This is a genomic window from Vibrio sp. G-C-1 (genome assembly GCF_021728015.1).
GTDB lineage: Bacteria > Pseudomonadota > Gammaproteobacteria > Enterobacterales > Vibrionaceae > Vibrio > Vibrio splendidus.
Window position 1 is genome coordinate 153,298 of sequence record NZ_JAKKCR010000013.1, and the last position, 15,570, is coordinate 168,867.

The following is a 15,570-nucleotide window of genomic DNA, read 5'->3' on the forward strand; positions in this document are numbered from 1 at the left end:
CTAGAATATGGCACCTGATAAATCTCACATAATTCTTGTGATGAGTTTATTAATGTATTGTTGCGATTTTGGTATCTCAAATTTACCAAAACCGGACACTGTAATGTCGTGTCTAAGGGCGATTTTAAAACGTCCTGAATTTACGCAATTAAAAGAATCTTTTTCCCGATAAAGTAGTGCAAGTGCGTATGATTACAATAAAGAAGGGTTTGGATCTTCCTATCGCAGGAACTCCATCCCAGGTGATTAATGATGGTAAGTCCATCACTAAAGTCGCCTTGCTTGGCGAAGAGTACGTTGGTATGCGTCCTACGATGCATGCTCGCGTTGGTGATGAAGTGAAGAAAGGCCAAGTTCTTTTTGCAGATAAAAAGAACCTAGGTGTTGTATTTACTTCTCCAGCAAGCGGTAAAGTTATTGAAGTGAACCGTGGTGCTAAGCGTGTTCTTCAATCAGTAGTGATTGAAGTAGCAGGCAATGAGCAAATCACGTTCAATAGCTATGAAGCTAACCAACTAGTAGGCCTTGACCGTGAAACGGTTAAAGCTCAGTTAGTTGAGTCTGGCGCATGGACCGCTTTGCGAACTCGTCCGTTCAGCAAGGTTCCAGCAGTTGATTCTGAAACTCAGGCTATTTTCGTTACTGCTATGGATACTAATCCGCTAGCAGCTGAGCCAGAATTAATCATTAACGAGCAGTCTGATGCTTTCGTTGCTGGTTTAGATCTTCTTTCAACTCTGACTAACGGTAAAGTGTACGTTTGTAAAAAAGGTACTAGCTTACCTCGTTCAGCTCAGTCTAACGTTGAAGAACATGTTTTTGATGGCCCACACCCTGCAGGTCTTGCAGGCACGCATATGCATTACCTGTATCCGGTAAATGCACAAAATGTAGCGTGGAGCATTAACTACCAAGACGTGATCGCATTCGGTAAGCTTTTCCTTACTGGTGAGATTTACTCTGAGCGCGTTGTTTCTCTGGCTGGTCCAGTAGTTAACAACCCTCGTCTAGTTCGTACTCAAATTGGTGCTAGCCTTGAAGAGTTGACGGACAGCGAGTTGATGCCAGGTGAAGTTCGCCTGATCTCAGGTTCAGTGCTATCTGGTGTTCACGCTTCAGGTCCACATGCTTACCTTGGCCGTTACCATCAACAAGTTTCGGTTCTTCGTGAAGGTCGTGATAAAGAGCTATTCGGCTGGGCTATGCCTGGTAAGAACAAGTTCTCTGTTACTCGTTCATTCCTTGGTCACGTGTTTAAAGGTCAGTTGTTCAATATGACAACGACAACGAACGGTAGTGATCGCTCTATGGTTCCAATTGGTAACTACGAGAAAGTAATGCCATTAGATATGGAGCCTACTTTGCTGCTTCGCGATCTATGCGCTGGCGACGTTGATAGTGCACAAGCACTTGGTGCGCTAGAGCTAGATGAAGAAGATTTAGCACTGTGTACCTTTGTATGTCCTGGTAAGTACGAGTACGGTCAGTTACTTCGTGAATGCCTAGATACAATTGTGAAGGAAGGGTAATTTCATGGGCCTTAAAAAGTTTATTGAAGACATCGAGCATCATTTTGAACCAGGTGGTAAACACGAAACGTGGTTTGCGCTTTACGAAGCAGCAGCAACACTTTTCTACACACCAGGTACTGTTACAAAGAAAAGCTCGCATGTCCGTGATAGCGTTGATTTAAAACGTATCATGATCATGGTTTGGCTTGCGGTATTCCCAGCAATGTTCTGGGGTATGTACAACGCAGGTGGTCAGGCTATCGCAGCACTAAACCACATGTATTCAGGTGCAGAACTAGTTTCTATCATTGATGGTAACTGGCATTACTGGCTAACCGAAATGCTTGGAGCCTCCTTAGGGGCCGATGCAGGTTGGGGCAGTAAGATGCTCTTGGGTGCGACTTACTTCTTACCTATCTACGCAACGGTATTTATCGTTGGTGGTTTCTGGGAAGTACTGTTCTGTATGGTGCGTAAGCACGAAGTCAACGAAGGTTTCTTTGTTACTTCTATCTTATTTGCGCTTATCGTTCCGCCAACGCTTCCTCTATGGCAAGCAGCACTAGGTATTACCTTTGGTGTTGTTGTTGCGAAAGAGATCTTCGGTGGTACGGGTCGTAACTTCTTGAACCCTGCTCTTGCTGGTCGTGCGTTCCTGTTCTTTGCATACCCTGCACAGATTTCAGGTGACGTAGTTTGGACTGCTGCAGATGGCTTCTCTGGTGCAACTGCTCTTAGCCAATGGGCTCAAGGCGGCGGTAGTGCACTAATGAACGTAACATCAGGTGAAGCTATCACTTGGATGGACGCATTCATTGGTAACATTCCAGGTTCTATCGGTGAAGTTTCAACGCTTGCACTTATGATTGGTGCAGCAATGATTGTTTACATGGGCATTGCTTCATGGCGCATCATTGCGGGTGTAATGATCGGTATGGTTGCAGTATCAACACTATTTAACGTGATTGGTTCTGACACTAATGCAATGTTCAGCATGCCTTGGCATTGGCACCTAGTTCTAGGTGGCTTCGCATTCGGTATGTTCTTCATGGCGACTGACCCGGTATCAGCTTCATTTACCAATAAAGGTAAGTGGTGGTACGGCATCCTAATCGGCGCAATGTGTGTAATGATTCGTGTAGTTAACCCTGCATACCCAGAAGGCATGATGCTTGCGATTCTATTCGCAAACCTATTTGCTCCTCTGTTTGACCACGTTGTAATCGAGAAGAACATTAAGCGGAGACTAGCGCGCTATGGCAAGTAATAACGATAGCATTAAAAAGACGCTGTTTGTTGTTATCGCATTGAGCCTAGTGTGCTCAATCATCGTTTCAACAGCTGCAGTTGTTCTTAAACCTAAGCAACAAGCTAACGCAGTTCTGGATCAGCAAACTAAGATCCTTGAAGTTGCGGGCATTGAACTTGCGGGTAATATCCCAGCACTGTACGCAGAGAACATCGAACCTCGTCTAGTTGATTTCGCTACTGGCGATTTCGTTGACGGCGACGCTGCTGCATACGACCAACGTAAAGCGGCAAAAGATCCGGCTCAGTCAATCAAGCTTTCAGCTGAAGATGACATCGCTAAGATCATTCGTCGTGCTAACACGGGTACGGTATACCTAGTGAAAGATGGCGCTGAAACTTCTAAAGTTATCATCCCTGTTCACGGTAACGGTCTATGGTCAATGATGTACGCATTCGTTGCGGTAGAAACTGATGGCAACACAGTTTCTGGTATCACTTACTACGAGCAAGGTGAAACTCCTGGACTTGGTGGTGAAGTTGAGAACCCAACTTGGCGCGCTCAATTCGTTGGTAAGAAATTATTCGACGAAAACCACAAACCTGCTATTCAGGTTGTTAAAGGTGGCGCTCCTCAAGGTTCTGAGCACGGTGTAGATGGCCTTTCTGGTGCAACACTGACCAGCGTTGGTGTTCAACATACATTTGACTTCTGGTTAGGTGATATGGGCTTTGGTCCGTTCCTAGCAAAAGTTCGTGACGGAGGTCTGAACTAATGTCTAGTGCAAAAGAAATTAAAAAGAGCATCTTAGCGCCTGTGTTGGATAACAACCCAATCGCGCTACAGGTTCTTGGTGTGTGTTCTGCTCTTGCGGTAACCACTAAGCTAGAAACTGCATTTGTTATGACTATCGCGGTAATGTTCGTTACTGCTCTGTCTAACTTCTTCGTTTCTTTGATCCGTAACCACATTCCTAACAGTGTGCGTATCATCGTTCAGATGGCAATTATCGCATCATTAGTAATCGTGGTAGACCAAGTGCTTAAAGCATACTTATACGATATCTCTAAGCAGCTATCTGTATTCGTTGGCCTAATCATTACTAACTGTATTGTAATGGGTCGTGCTGAAGCATTCGCAATGAAGTCTGCGCCAATCCCATCTTTCATCGATGGTCTTGGTAACGGTCTTGGTTACGGTTTCGTTCTTATCACTGTTGGTTTCTTCCGTGAGCTTCTAGGCTCTGGCAAACTATTTGGTATGGAAGTACTACCTCTAGTGAGCAACGGTGGTTGGTATCAGCCAAACGGCTTGATGCTTCTAGCACCTTCTGCATTCTTCCTAATTGGTTTCTTGATTTGGGCAATTCGTGTGTTCAAACCAGAACAAGTAGAAGCGAAGGGGTAAGGTAGTCATGGAACATTATATTAGTCTGCTAGTTAAATCGATTTTCATCGAAAACATGGCGCTTTCTTTCTTCCTAGGTATGTGTACATTCCTAGCGGTTTCTAAGAAAGTTAAAACTTCTTTTGGTCTTGGTGTTGCGGTAGTTGTAGTACTTACAATCGCTGTTCCTGTAAACAACCTTGTTTACACACACATCCTAAAAGAAAATGCACTTGTTGCCGGTGTCGATTTAAGTTTCCTTAACTTCATCGCATTCATCGGTGTTATCGCTGCACTTGTACAAATCCTAGAGATGGTTCTAGACCGTTTCTTCCCACCTTTGTACAACGCACTAGGTATCTTCCTTCCATTGATCACAGTTAACTGTGCAATCTTTGGTGGTGTATCTTTCATGGTAACTCGTGACTACAACTTTGCTGAATCTGTTGTTTACGGCTTCGGTTCTGGTGTGGGTTGGATGTTAGCTATCGTTGCTCTTGCGGGTATCCGTGAGAAGATGAAGTACTCTGACGTACCTCCAGGTCTACGTGGCCTTGGTATCACGTTCATTACTGTTGGTCTGATGGCGTTAGGCTTTATGTCTTTCTCTGGTGTTCAACTGTAGGGTAAGCACCCAGTAATAAGGAATAACAAATGCAAAGCATTATTCTTGGCGTAGCGATGTTTACCATTATTGTATTGGCTCTAGTACTAGTGATTCTTTTCGCTAAGTCTAAGCTAGTACCATCAGGTGACATCACTATTGCTGTAAACGGCGACCCTGAAAAGGCGATCGTTACTCAACCTGGTAGCAAGCTACTTGGTGCCCTAGCTGGCGCTGGTATCTTCGTATCGTCTGCTTGTGGTGGCGGTGGCTCTTGTGGTCAGTGTCGTGTAAAAGTTAAGTCTGGTGGTGGCGACATCCTACCAACTGAACTTGATCACATCACCAAAGGCGAAGCTCGCGAAGGCGAACGTCTTGCATGTCAAGTTGCTATGAAAACTGACATGGAGATTGAGCTAGACGAAGACATCTTTGGTGTTAAGAAGTGGGAATGTACAGTTATCTCTAATGATAACGAAGCTACTTTCATCAAAGAGCTAGCACTTGCTATCCCTGAAGGTGAAGAAGTTCCATTCCGCGCGGGTGGTTATATTCAGATTGAAGCTGAACCACATCACGTGAAATACGCAGATTACGATATTCCTGACGAATACCGTGGTGACTGGGATAAGTTCAACTTGTTCCGTTACGAGTCTATCGTTAAAGAGCATTCGATTCGTGCTTACTCTATGGCTTCATACCCAGAAGAGAAAGGCATCATCAAGCTTAACGTGCGTATCGCAACTCCGCCGCCAAACAACCCTGACGTAGCTCCTGGTGTGATGTCTTCATACATCTGGTCTCTTAAAGAAGGCGACAAATGTACTATTTCTGGTCCATTTGGTGAGTTCTTTGCTAAAGACACAGACAATGAAATGGTATTCATCGGTGGTGGTGCAGGTATGGCGCCAATGCGTTCACATATCTTCGACCAACTTAAGCGTCTTAACTCTACTCGTAAGATGTCTTACTGGTACGGTGCACGTTCTAAGCGAGAGATGTTCTACATTGAAGATTTCGATGGCCTAGCGGCTGCAAACGAGAACTTCGTGTGGCACTGTGCACTGTCTGATCCTCAACCAGAGGACAACTGGGACGGTTACACAGGTTTCATCCACAACGTATTGTACGAAAACTACCTGAAGGATCACGAAGCTCCTGAAGACTGTGAGTACTACATGTGTGGTCCACCAATGATGAACGCGGCTGTTATCGGCATGCTGAAAGATCTTGGTGTAGAAGATGAAAACATCCTACTAGATGACTTCGGTGGTTAATCCATTTAAGTGATTGATATTATGGCTGACTCTTACGAGTCAGCCATTTGTTTTTCTAAGACTACTCGTGACAACAAACTGGCTTATATAAGAAAGAGTAAGGCATTCAAAATACCTATTTTTTACTCTTATTTTTCCTTATATAAATCCTTAACCTTAAACAGGAGTAAGCAAGTGAGAATTTGGCTTGTTGCATTAACTTCTTTGATTTTTCTTGCGGGCTGTGATCAGGCAAGAGAGCAAGTGCATTTAAGTGGCCCGACAATGGGTACCAGTTACAATATCAAGTACATCAATGGTGATGAATTTCCTGAGTCTAACGAAGTTCATACCGAGATCGACCGTCTGCTTGAAGAAGTGAATGATCAAATGTCGACCTACCGTGAAGACTCAGAACTGAGCCGTTTTAACCAGCATAAAGGTGCCGATGCATTCGAAGTATCTGAACAAACAGCTACTGTTGTGAAAGAAGCGATTCGTTTGAACGGTCTTACTGAAGGTGCATTGGATGTTACGGTTGGACCATTAGTTAACCTTTGGGGTTTTGGTCCTGAAGCGCGTCCTGAAGTGGTTCCATCAGATGAAGAGCTTGCGGCTCGCAAGGCTAAGGTTGGCATTCATCACTTAAGCGTTGAAGGTAATAAGTTAAGCAAAGACTTGCCTAACTTGTATGTTGACCTTTCAACTATCGCAAAAGGCTGGGGTGTGGATGTCGTTGCTGATTACCTTGATTCAATTGGTATTCATAATTACATGGTTGAAGTAGGTGGTGAAATCCGCTTGAAGGGTTTAAACCGTGAAAGTGTGGGTTGGCGTATCGCCATAGAGAAGCCAACTGTCGACGAGCGCAACATTCAAGAGATCATCGAGCCGGGTGATATGGCGATCGCAACATCTGGTGACTACCGTAACTATTTTGAGCGCGATGGTGTTCGTTACTCACACATCATTAACCCTGAAACAGGCAAGCCGCTTCATCATAAAGTGGTTTCTGTAACCGTTTTAAACCCGTCTTCAATGACTGCAGATGGTTTATCTACAGGCCTTATGGTCTTAGGTGAAGAAAAAGGACTGGAAGTCGCGAACCAACATAACATCCCTGTGTTCATGGTGGTAAAAACAGCAGATGGCTTTAAAGAAATTGCTTCTGAAGCATTTAAGCCATACTTAGGTAAATAAGGTAAGCGAGATAATTATGAATACATTTCTGATTACATTTGGTGTTTTTCTTGCAGTAATCGCAGCGATGTCTATTGGTTATATTATCCAAAAGAAAGTTGTGAAGGGTAGCTGTGGTGGCTTAGGCGCTGTTGGTATTGATAAAGTATGTAACTGCCCTGAACCTTGTGATGCGCGCAAAAAGCGTGAAGCACGTGAAGCATACCGCGAAGAGAAACTGGCTGAGCGTCAGCAAAAAGAAGCTTCTTGGAATAAAGATCGTATTGCTTAATTGCGATTAGCAGCAATAACGATTAGGAGCGAAACCTGCTCCCCAAAAAACAAAGAGCCCAAGGTTAACACCTTGGGCTCTTTTCATTTTAAAGGTTGACTCGATTCGTGCTCTAGGAAAGCAGGAGTTACTCATTAACGCGTTGAAGGTTATTACGAGCGCATATCAACTGGTTTCGACCTTGCTTTTTCGCGGTATAAAGTAGCTCGTCTGCTGCTTTGATTTGCTCGTCTAAAGAGCCTTCTTGGTCGGTCACGCCAATGCTCATGCTCACTTTAATCACATGTGAATCATGCTGCACTTCATGATTTTCAATTGCGACTCTCATCGACTCCAAGGTCTCTATAAAATCTTCAAATGGTTCGCATGACTGAATGCAAAACTCTTCGCCACCGAAGCGAACCGCTAAATCATCTTTAAAGTGCTCTTTGATGATTTTACCAACCTCAATTAATACCGCGTCACCACCATCGTGGCCGTAGGTATCATTCACCTTTTTAAAAAAGTCGATATCCATCATAGCGATACTGCGATGTTCGCAGCCTTTGCAAGTTTGATTGAAAAGGTAGCGGCGGTTCCAAAGTCCGGTCAGAGCATCCTCGTTTGCATGACGAAACAGTTCATTAGTCGCTTCTTTCATGTCGAGCAATTGGTGAATACGGCAGAAAAATTCTTCTTGGTTAAATGGCTTATAAAGGAAGTCGTTGGCGCCAGCTTTAAGGAAGCGAGCGGTCATTGTGCGATCATCACTGCCAGATAGACCGAGAATAGCGAGTTGATTACGATCGTGTTGGACTCGAATATCACGGGTCATTGAAATGCCATCTTTGTTCGGCATGTCATGGTCGGTAACGACAAAAGTGATATCAGGATCGTTTTGGAGGAGCTCTAGTGCTTGCTCCCCATCTACCGCTTGAATCGTTTGAATATATTGATGCTCAAGAAGTTGGACGACATATCGACGAACCACAGCAGAATCATCAACTACTAAGGCTTTATGGTATCGGTTATTCGAGATTCGATTAACCAGAGGAAGTAAGTAACTGACTGACGACATGCTGTCTTTGAGGATGTAATCAAGCACACCTTTTGCGAGTACTTGCTCTCGAAGTGTGTTGTTGAACATGCCGGTGAGCACAATGATTTTTTGTTGATAGCCGAGTACCAAATCAATGATCTCACCATCTTGGCCATCGGGTAAGCAGTAATCGAGCACCGCACACAAGAAATCCGTCTCTTGCTCTAAGATAGCTTTGGCTTCTGCTACTGATTCAGCCAGTGAAACATCATAGCCATCATTTTTAAATTGCTGGTACAGGTAGTTTCTGAATGCACGACTGTCTTCTACTACTAGTATTTTCTCACTCAAAAGCTATCCCTACTTATAGACTAAATACTCCTTAACAATACTATCAGAATAGTAGCTGGCTATTGAAGAGAAACCTGTTGAGCTGGACTCCAGATCATTTTAAATCTGAGAATAATTGATTATACTGGTCATAGATACAGTTGTAAGGTTGAGTTATTCCTAAATGTGTAGTGCGGGCGAAGAGAAAGTTAGAAAAATAATCCATGTTGATATGGATTGTTTTTACGCAGCTGTAGAAATGCGAGATAACCCATCTTATAGAAATCGACCGCTCGCAGTCGGGGGGCATGAAAAACAGCGCGGGGTTTTGAGTACATGTAATTATGAAGCTCGCAAGTTTGGTATTCGTTCTGCAATGCCAACAGGAAAAGCGCTGCAGCTTTGCCCCAACCTGTTGGTTGTCCCTGGGAGAATGTCGGTCTACGTCGAGATATCGAAAAAGATCCGCGAAATTTTTTCTCGATACACATCCATCATTGAACCTCTTTCTTTGGATGAAGCTTTCCTTGATGTCACCGATTCCAAGCAATGTCATGGTTCGGCCACACTGATTGCAGAGGCGATTCGTCATGATATCTGGAATGAACTCAACTTGACCGCTTCGGCTGGCATCGCTCCAATAAAGTTTCTAGCGAAAGTAGCGTCGGATATGAACAAACCTAACGGACAGTTTGTGATTCCTCCGCAAGACGTACAAGCTGTGATTGATGAGCTCCCACTCGAAAAGATTCCCGGTGTTGGCAAGGTCAGTATCGAAAAACTGCATCAAGCAGGCTTCTTTACTTGTAAGGATATTAAGGAGTCTGATTATCGCGATCTATTGCTCAGGTTTGGCCGTCAAGGTGCATCACTATGGAAGCGCAGTCATGGAGTTGATGACCGAGAAGTTATCATCGAACGTGAACGAAAATCGGTAGGTGTGGAGCGCACCTTTACTCAAAACATTTCTACCTACGAGGAATGTTGGCAGGTGATCGAAGACAAGCTGTTTCCTGAGCTCGAAACTCGCTTAGAAAAAGCTAGCCCAAGCAAAGCGATCATCAAGCAGGGCATTAAGCTCAAGTTCGCCGACTTTCAACAAACCACTATTGAGCACATCCACGCCTCTCTTGATCGCGAGCACTTCAAAGAACTGTTAAGTGAAATACTGAAAAGACAACAAGGGCGAGAAATACGCCTGCTTGGTTTGAGCGTGATGCTACAACCCAAAGATCAAATGCGTCAGCTGAGTTTCTTTTAGGCTGTCTTGTTTAGAGAGTAATAAGAATAGAGGGTAGGTGAGGATAGAGGATAAGTGGGAATAGAGAGTAATGAGATGCACACAGATAAGCACCGACTAGACTTCATAGCCTAGCCAGTGTTCTATATCGATACGTGAGATACCTTATCTAGGAAGCTGTTTAACTCGTGCTAAGGTATCACTGAATGGTTGCTGCTCTAGCTTGCCGTAACCAACCATTTTGCTGGCTTTAAGCTTGGTTGAAAGAGGGGTTGCAATTCCGCATAGAAAACGCGTAATGGCTTCGTCGGTGATCAATTGTTGGCTCTTAGATACAAATTCATGAATCCATGTCATTACGGTTTCGTCGTCAACGGGTTCAACATCGACGGTTGGTAATATTGCTACCTCACCACGGCATACCGAGCAATGACCACAGTTTGTTGGTGCCTTATCATCGGCAAAGTAGCTCGCTAGGCGTGAGCTTAGACAAGTGTCTGCCTCAAAGAAGCTCAGCATTTGGTTAAGACGGTTTATTTCACTGTTCTCTTTTTCTTTAAACAATTCAGTTAGACGTTCCGATAACTGCATCATGTCTTCAGAGGTGTTGTGGATCGCATACACATCTGTGATCTGCTTACTTTCCAACTCAATCCAACCTTGTTCATTGAAATAATCGATTGCCGCAATCACACGCTGACGATCAGTCTGGAAGTGTGTCCACAGCGCATCGAAATCAACTTGGCACCAGACTCTGGCTTGAGGCGAGCACTGGAAAATCGCTTCGACAAAATGACGACGTTCGCCTTGGAACTGTTCGGTGATCTGCTGTTTGGGGCGAACGAACTTAAATTTGTAGTCAGCGAAGTAGCTGTACTTCGGCTCAATCACGCCTTCAATTTCGAGATACACCAGTAGCGTTTTTAGCGGCAACTGACGAATGTTGGATTCACGTGATAGCTGGTTAAGCATAATCTCCCATTGGTTTGAGCCAGAAGCGCCAATGTTTTGGTTTTCGTAGATCTCTTTCAAGACTGCTTGAATCGATATGTTGTCTGGCGTATCGCCAAATACGAAGTTCTCTAGTGTACTGAGGCCGTACTTGTTGGCGAGAAGAATACATGCTGAAGGCTGGCCATCTCGGCCTGCTCGACCGATCTCTTGCGAGTAGTTCTCTATCGATTTAGGTAAATCAAAGTGAATGACTCGGCGAATGTTGGATTTATCGACGCCCATACCAAACGCAATGGTGGCCACGATACAGTTCACGTCATCATTCATGAATTGATGTTGAATTACATCTCTGTTTTCTGGCTTAAGGCCTGCATGATAAGCAACAGCATTAACGCCAGCGTTACGAAGTTGCTGAGCCACCATCTCTGCTGTTTGTTGAAGGGTGACATAGACAATAGTCGGAGCAAGAGAAGCTTGATTAACGACGTTGCACAAGGTTTCTAGTTTGCTGGTTTGTTCGCAAGGTTGAATAGACAGATCGAGGTTTTGACGATAGAAACCCGTAACCACAACACGTTCCTCATCGATATCAAACTTAGACTTCATATCTTGGATAACTGATGTGGTCGCGGTGGCTGTCAGTAGCAGTACCTGAGGAATATTGAGCTGTTTTTGGTATTGGGGAAGCTTTAGGTAGTCTGGTCTAAAGTTATGTCCCCATTCTGAAATACAGTGCGCTTCATCGACCACCAGTAACGAGATCGGCACTTGGGAGATAAACTGGCGAAAGCGCTCGTTCTTCAAGCGTTCAACGGAGATCATGAGGATCTTGGTGTCTCCGTTACGTACCGACTGCATCACTTGTTGGGTGGTTTGTCTGTCTTGGCTTGATTCGATTGCAGCTGCGCTAATGCCTTTGCTGTGCAAGAAGCTGAGCTGGTCTTTCATTAAAGCTAACAGTGGCGATATCACTAAGGTTAAATGTGGCAATGCTAGCGCTGGCAACTGATAGCAAAGCGACTTACCTGAGCCTGTTGGGAATATGGCCGCCGTCGAATGACCAGATAGAACATTATCAATGACTTGCTTTTGCCCATTACGCAGTGAGTCGAATCCGAATACTTGTTTTAACTTCTGCTCAATCATTTATGTTCTACCTGAATTATTAAGTGTCGTATTGATGATAAAGCGAGCGTCCATTCATGATCGCGTCGCTTGATGAATCAAATGTCTTGCACCTGATTGTACCTAATTCTATTCTGTAGCTCCTATAGAAAAGCACTCCAATAGTATGAATAAGTCAGAGCTTCGCCAAATAATCTTAGAGCAACTCGAATCCCGACTACATATCGCCCAATCTGCGACTCAGCGTGCGATTGATGCTGCGACCGATGAAGAGACTGTGCCTGAACATAAGTACGATACATTGGCATTAGAAGCTTCTTATCTTGCTCATGGCCAAGCCGTAAGAGTGCAAGAGTGTGAAGACGACATTCAGTGTTATCGTAACTTAGTGTTGCGCGACAGTGAGCGAATTACGGTGAGCAGCTACGTTGTGGTCATTGACGAGCATGATCAATATAAACACTTTTTTATGGGACCGAGAGTCGGCGGACTTTCTGTCACGTGGAATGAGAATGAGATTGCCATCGTGACGGCAAATGCACCTTTTGGCCAGGCTCTAATGGGTAAAGAAGTCGGTGATGAAATTGAGTTTAAGGTTGCAGATAAACAGTTTTGCTATGAAGTAATATCTATCGACTAACTGAGTAACGGATATATATAAAACGTTTCTCTGACAAAGAAGCATATACCAAGGGTATAGTAATCTGTCAGATTGATGAGAGGATGTTATGAAAAACAATGTATTTATGAAAAACAAAATATTTATTAAAAACAATGTATTAATCGCATCGTTAACAGCAGTAATCTCTTTTGTGAGCCTGCCAACTTTTGCTGCGCAGTGTCGAGTTGATTTGAAAAATGAATTGCGAATCGATGACCAAAAAGTCGAAATCCATCAAGTGAATGGTGATACTGCCGTTTTCGATGGCAACAACGACTTATATATCCATGGTGAGAAGGTTGATCTTGATGCCGACCAACAAGCGGCGATTGAAAAATACCGCGAAAGCATGAGTGAGTACTTACCACGAGCGAAACAAATGGCGAACGATAGCCTAGCGTTAGCGAATGACGTGATTGATGATATTGCGGCTAGCCTAGATTCACCGGAATCATTTGATAATGTAAAAGAATCAATGAAAACCTACTTTGCTGAACTGGAAGCTCGTTACTACAAAGATGGCGAGTTAGTGTTACCAGCTGAAAGCTTTGATTCGATGGCCAATAGTTGGTCTGAAGATTTCGAGAAGGCGAAAGAAATCTTTAATCAAGAATTTATCTCCAGCGCTTTTAATGCGATGTCAGAAAAAATGAAACAAGACGGTGGTTTAAACCTTACCGAATTGGCTGATAGCATGGCTGAATTAAAGCTTAAAGTTGAAGAGCGAATGAAAGAACACTCTCAACAAGTGCAAGAGGAAGCGAATGAGTTCTGTGATTCACTTGATGACATGGCAGAACAAGAGCAAGAGCTGCATGAAATCATTCCGAACCTAAAAGACTATCAAGTATTCACGATCTAATCTGAATTGACTGATGAATCACAAGAGCACCGTTTGGTGCTCTTTTTGTATGTGCTTATGGATGTAGGTGTTTATGGATCTATGGATTCAGTTGCACGAGCATTTAACCCGATATACTTTCTTCGTTTCTTCGTTTCTTCGTTTCTTCGCTTTCCTAGGTCTACATCTTGACTGGTTGTTATTTGGTAAACGATAACACCAGTAGATTGTTAACTTTGTGGTTATAAATAGCGCATTGATTGTAAAAATTAGAGAATTGTTCATTTATTGGTTGTGCCTATCATTGCTTTTGATTACTGTACTTATCAACTAGTTCACTGATTTTTGATGCGGGCAATATGGACCAACAATCTTCCTCTTCAAGAGAGCACTTTAGCTCTCGTTTGGGTTTTATTTTAGCAGCGGCGGGTGCAGCGGTTGGCTTGGGTAATATTTGGGGTTTTCCAACTCAAGTTGCCAGTAACGGTGGTGGCGCTTTTCTCTTAGTCTATTTGATCATGATCTTTGTGGTCGCTTTCCCAATGCTGGTGGTTGAGATGGCTATTGGTCGTCACGGTCAAGCAAACCCTGTCGATAGCATGCGTTCATTGACGACAAACCCTTTGGGTAAGAAAGTCGGTGAGTTTGTCGGTTGGATTGGACTGAGTGTGCCAAGCGCTGTATTAGCGTTTTACAGTATTGTTGGTGGTTGGTTGATCTGCTTCCTAATCGGCGCTGTTGCTGATCTGATTGGTCTTGAGGCTGTTGCTGATTGGTTTAAAGGCTTTAGTGTTGAGCGCAACGTATTTGGCACTGTCGCATTTTATGTACTGACTATCTTGATAGTGCAGGGCGGTGTTAAGCAAGGCATCGAGAAATGGTCGACTCGTTTGATGCCTGCGCTATTTGTTTTATTTGGCTTATTGTTTGTTTACATCATGACGCAATCTGGTGCGATGGAAGGCCTAAAACACTACTTGGTTCCGGATTTTGAAAAAGTTTGGGATAGAAAATTGATTTTGGCAGCAATGGGACAAGGCTTTTTCTCGCTAACCATTGGTGGTTGCTCGATGTTGGTTTATGGCTCTTACTTGAGTAAGAAAGAGAACCTGCCCAAAATGGCAATGAACGTTACCTTAGTTGATACCGCTGTCGCTTTTATTGCGGGTTTAGTCGTGATGCCTGCAATGTTTGTTGCGATGCAGAAAGGGGTACAAATCTATGCGGAAGATGGCTCACTATTAAGTTCTGATACGCTTGTATTTACGGTTCTGCCGTTGATGTTTGATAGCTTAGGCGTGCTTGGTCAGATCTTCGCGATTGTTTTCTTCTTATTGCTAACGATTGCCGCACTGACTTCATCGATTTCGATGCTTGAAGGCCCTGTAGCACTAGTGAGCGAGCGTTTTAACACTAGACGAACGCCTACGAGCTGGGTAATTGGTGGTGTTATCGCGTTGTTTAGTGTGGTGATTGTTTACAACTTTGCCGCGATGTTTGGCATGGTTGCGATGATAGCGACTCAGTACCTTCAACCGGTCGCAGCACTGATGTTCTGCGTGTTTGGTGGTTGGGTATGGAGTCGAGCTTCTAAGGTGAAAGAGCTTGAGCAAGGTTGCCCTGATTTCCAATTGGGTTGGTTTGGTAAGGTGTGGCCAATGTATGTGAAGTTTGTGTGCCCAATCCTAGTCGCAACGGTTATCTGGGCATCTTTCGGCTAACGCTGAACCCTATCGGGACTCTCTGAACCTAAACCCTCAGAAGAACTTGAAACGTTAAGCACAGAGCCACTCATAATGAAGTGACCCCGTAAAGTTGGACATTTCTGTTAAGCGGCTTTCAAGGCCTGAGTTCGATATTCTATCGGAGTCAGGCCTTTTAGTTTCACTTTTATACGTTTGGTATTGTAGTACTCGATGTATTC

General features: G+C 43.9%; 15 protein-coding genes. 12 read left to right on the forward strand and 3 right to left on the reverse strand.

Going from position 1 to position 15,570, the window contains the following annotated elements; genetic code table 11:
* The first annotated feature begins 188 nt into the window (after positions 1-188).
* The 8 genes from L3V36_RS18540 to nqrM all read left to right on the forward strand — a co-directional run bounded on the left by L3V36_RS18540 (position 189) and on the right by nqrM (position 7,477).
* Positions 189-1,529, forward strand: a complete 1,341-nt coding sequence (locus tag L3V36_RS18540; protein ID WP_102447191.1) for a Na(+)-translocating NADH-quinone reductase subunit A — start codon at positions 189-191, stop codon at positions 1,527-1,529.
* Between the two features lie 4 nt (positions 1,530-1,533).
* Positions 1,534-2,778 (forward strand): NADH:ubiquinone reductase (Na(+)-transporting) subunit B, encoded by a 1,245-nt coding sequence (locus L3V36_RS18545; RefSeq protein WP_004735208.1) that lies wholly within the window; start codon positions 1,534-1,536, stop codon positions 2,776-2,778.
* On the forward strand, positions 2,768-3,535 hold the full coding sequence (locus L3V36_RS18550) for a Na(+)-translocating NADH-quinone reductase subunit C (RefSeq protein ID WP_004735209.1): 768 nt from the start codon (positions 2,768-2,770) through the stop codon (positions 3,533-3,535). The genes L3V36_RS18545 and L3V36_RS18550 overlap by 11 nt, the downstream gene beginning before the upstream one ends.
* Positions 3,535-4,167 carry an NADH:ubiquinone reductase (Na(+)-transporting) subunit D gene (locus tag L3V36_RS18555; protein WP_004735210.1) on the forward strand — a complete coding sequence of 211 codons (633 nt, stop codon included), beginning with the start codon at positions 3,535-3,537 and terminating at the stop codon, positions 4,165-4,167. The genes L3V36_RS18550 and L3V36_RS18555 overlap by 1 nt, the downstream gene beginning before the upstream one ends.
* Before the next feature lie 7 nt (positions 4,168-4,174).
* Positions 4,175-4,771, forward strand: coding sequence for an NADH:ubiquinone reductase (Na(+)-transporting) subunit E (nqrE, locus tag L3V36_RS18560; protein ID WP_004735211.1), 597 nt, complete (start codon positions 4,175-4,177; stop codon positions 4,769-4,771).
* A 29-nt stretch (positions 4,772-4,800) separates the two neighbouring features.
* A complete protein-coding gene (gene nqrF / locus L3V36_RS18565) occupies positions 4,801-6,027 on the forward strand; it encodes an NADH:ubiquinone reductase (Na(+)-transporting) subunit F (RefSeq protein WP_004735212.1) in 1,227 nt (408 codons plus the stop codon).
* Positions 6,028-6,201: 174 nt separating this feature from the next.
* Positions 6,202-7,206 carry an FAD:protein FMN transferase gene (locus L3V36_RS18570; protein WP_004735213.1) on the forward strand — a complete coding sequence of 335 codons (1,005 nt, stop codon included), beginning with the start codon at positions 6,202-6,204 and terminating at the stop codon, positions 7,204-7,206.
* A gap of 16 nt (positions 7,207-7,222) precedes the next feature.
* The gene (gene nqrM, locus L3V36_RS18575; protein WP_004735214.1) at positions 7,223-7,477 is read left to right on the forward strand and encodes a (Na+)-NQR maturation NqrM; all 255 of its coding nucleotides are present in this window, start codon (positions 7,223-7,225) and stop codon (positions 7,475-7,477) included.
* Positions 7,478-7,604: 127 nt separating this feature from the next.
* Here nqrM and L3V36_RS18580 read toward each other — a convergent pair whose 3' ends face one another.
* Positions 7,605-8,846: a diguanylate cyclase gene (locus L3V36_RS18580; protein WP_017079932.1), complete on the reverse strand. Its 1,242-nt coding sequence runs from the start codon at positions 8,844-8,846 to the stop codon at positions 7,605-7,607.
* A 163-nt stretch (positions 8,847-9,009) separates the two neighbouring features.
* Between L3V36_RS18580 and dinB the strand changes: the two genes are divergently transcribed.
* Positions 9,010-10,086, forward strand: a complete 1,077-nt coding sequence (gene dinB, locus L3V36_RS18585; protein ID WP_019350587.1) for a DNA polymerase IV — start codon at positions 9,010-9,012, stop codon at positions 10,084-10,086.
* Positions 10,087-10,230: 144 nt separating this feature from the next.
* On the opposite strand, the gene L3V36_RS18590 is transcribed toward dinB, so the two are convergent.
* Complete coding sequence (locus L3V36_RS18590; RefSeq protein WP_102447192.1) at positions 10,231-12,165, reverse strand: RecQ family ATP-dependent DNA helicase; 1,935 nt, start codon at positions 12,163-12,165, stop codon at positions 10,231-10,233.
* Positions 12,166-12,310: 145 nt separating this feature from the next.
* Here L3V36_RS18590 and L3V36_RS18595 point away from each other — a divergent pair, with 145 nt between their 5' ends.
* The 3 genes from L3V36_RS18595 (at position 12,311) to L3V36_RS18605 (ending at position 15,367) form a co-directional block, all read left to right on the forward strand.
* Positions 12,311-12,784 carry a GreA/GreB family elongation factor gene (locus L3V36_RS18595; RefSeq protein ID WP_102447193.1) on the forward strand — a complete coding sequence of 158 codons (474 nt, stop codon included), beginning with the start codon at positions 12,311-12,313 and terminating at the stop codon, positions 12,782-12,784.
* Between the two features lie 88 nt (positions 12,785-12,872).
* Positions 12,873-13,667, forward strand: a complete 795-nt coding sequence (locus L3V36_RS18600; RefSeq protein ID WP_102447194.1) for a YggN family protein — start codon at positions 12,873-12,875, stop codon at positions 13,665-13,667.
* Between the two features lie 338 nt (positions 13,668-14,005).
* Positions 14,006-15,367 (forward strand): sodium-dependent transporter, encoded by a 1,362-nt coding sequence (locus L3V36_RS18605; RefSeq protein WP_102447195.1) that lies wholly within the window; start codon positions 14,006-14,008, stop codon positions 15,365-15,367.
* Positions 15,368-15,474: 107 nt separating this feature from the next.
* Here the strand turns inward: L3V36_RS18605 and L3V36_RS18610 are convergent.
* The coding region (locus L3V36_RS18610) for an IS3 family transposase (RefSeq protein ID WP_137409013.1) at positions 15,475-15,570 on the reverse strand (96 nt) is incomplete at its 5' end.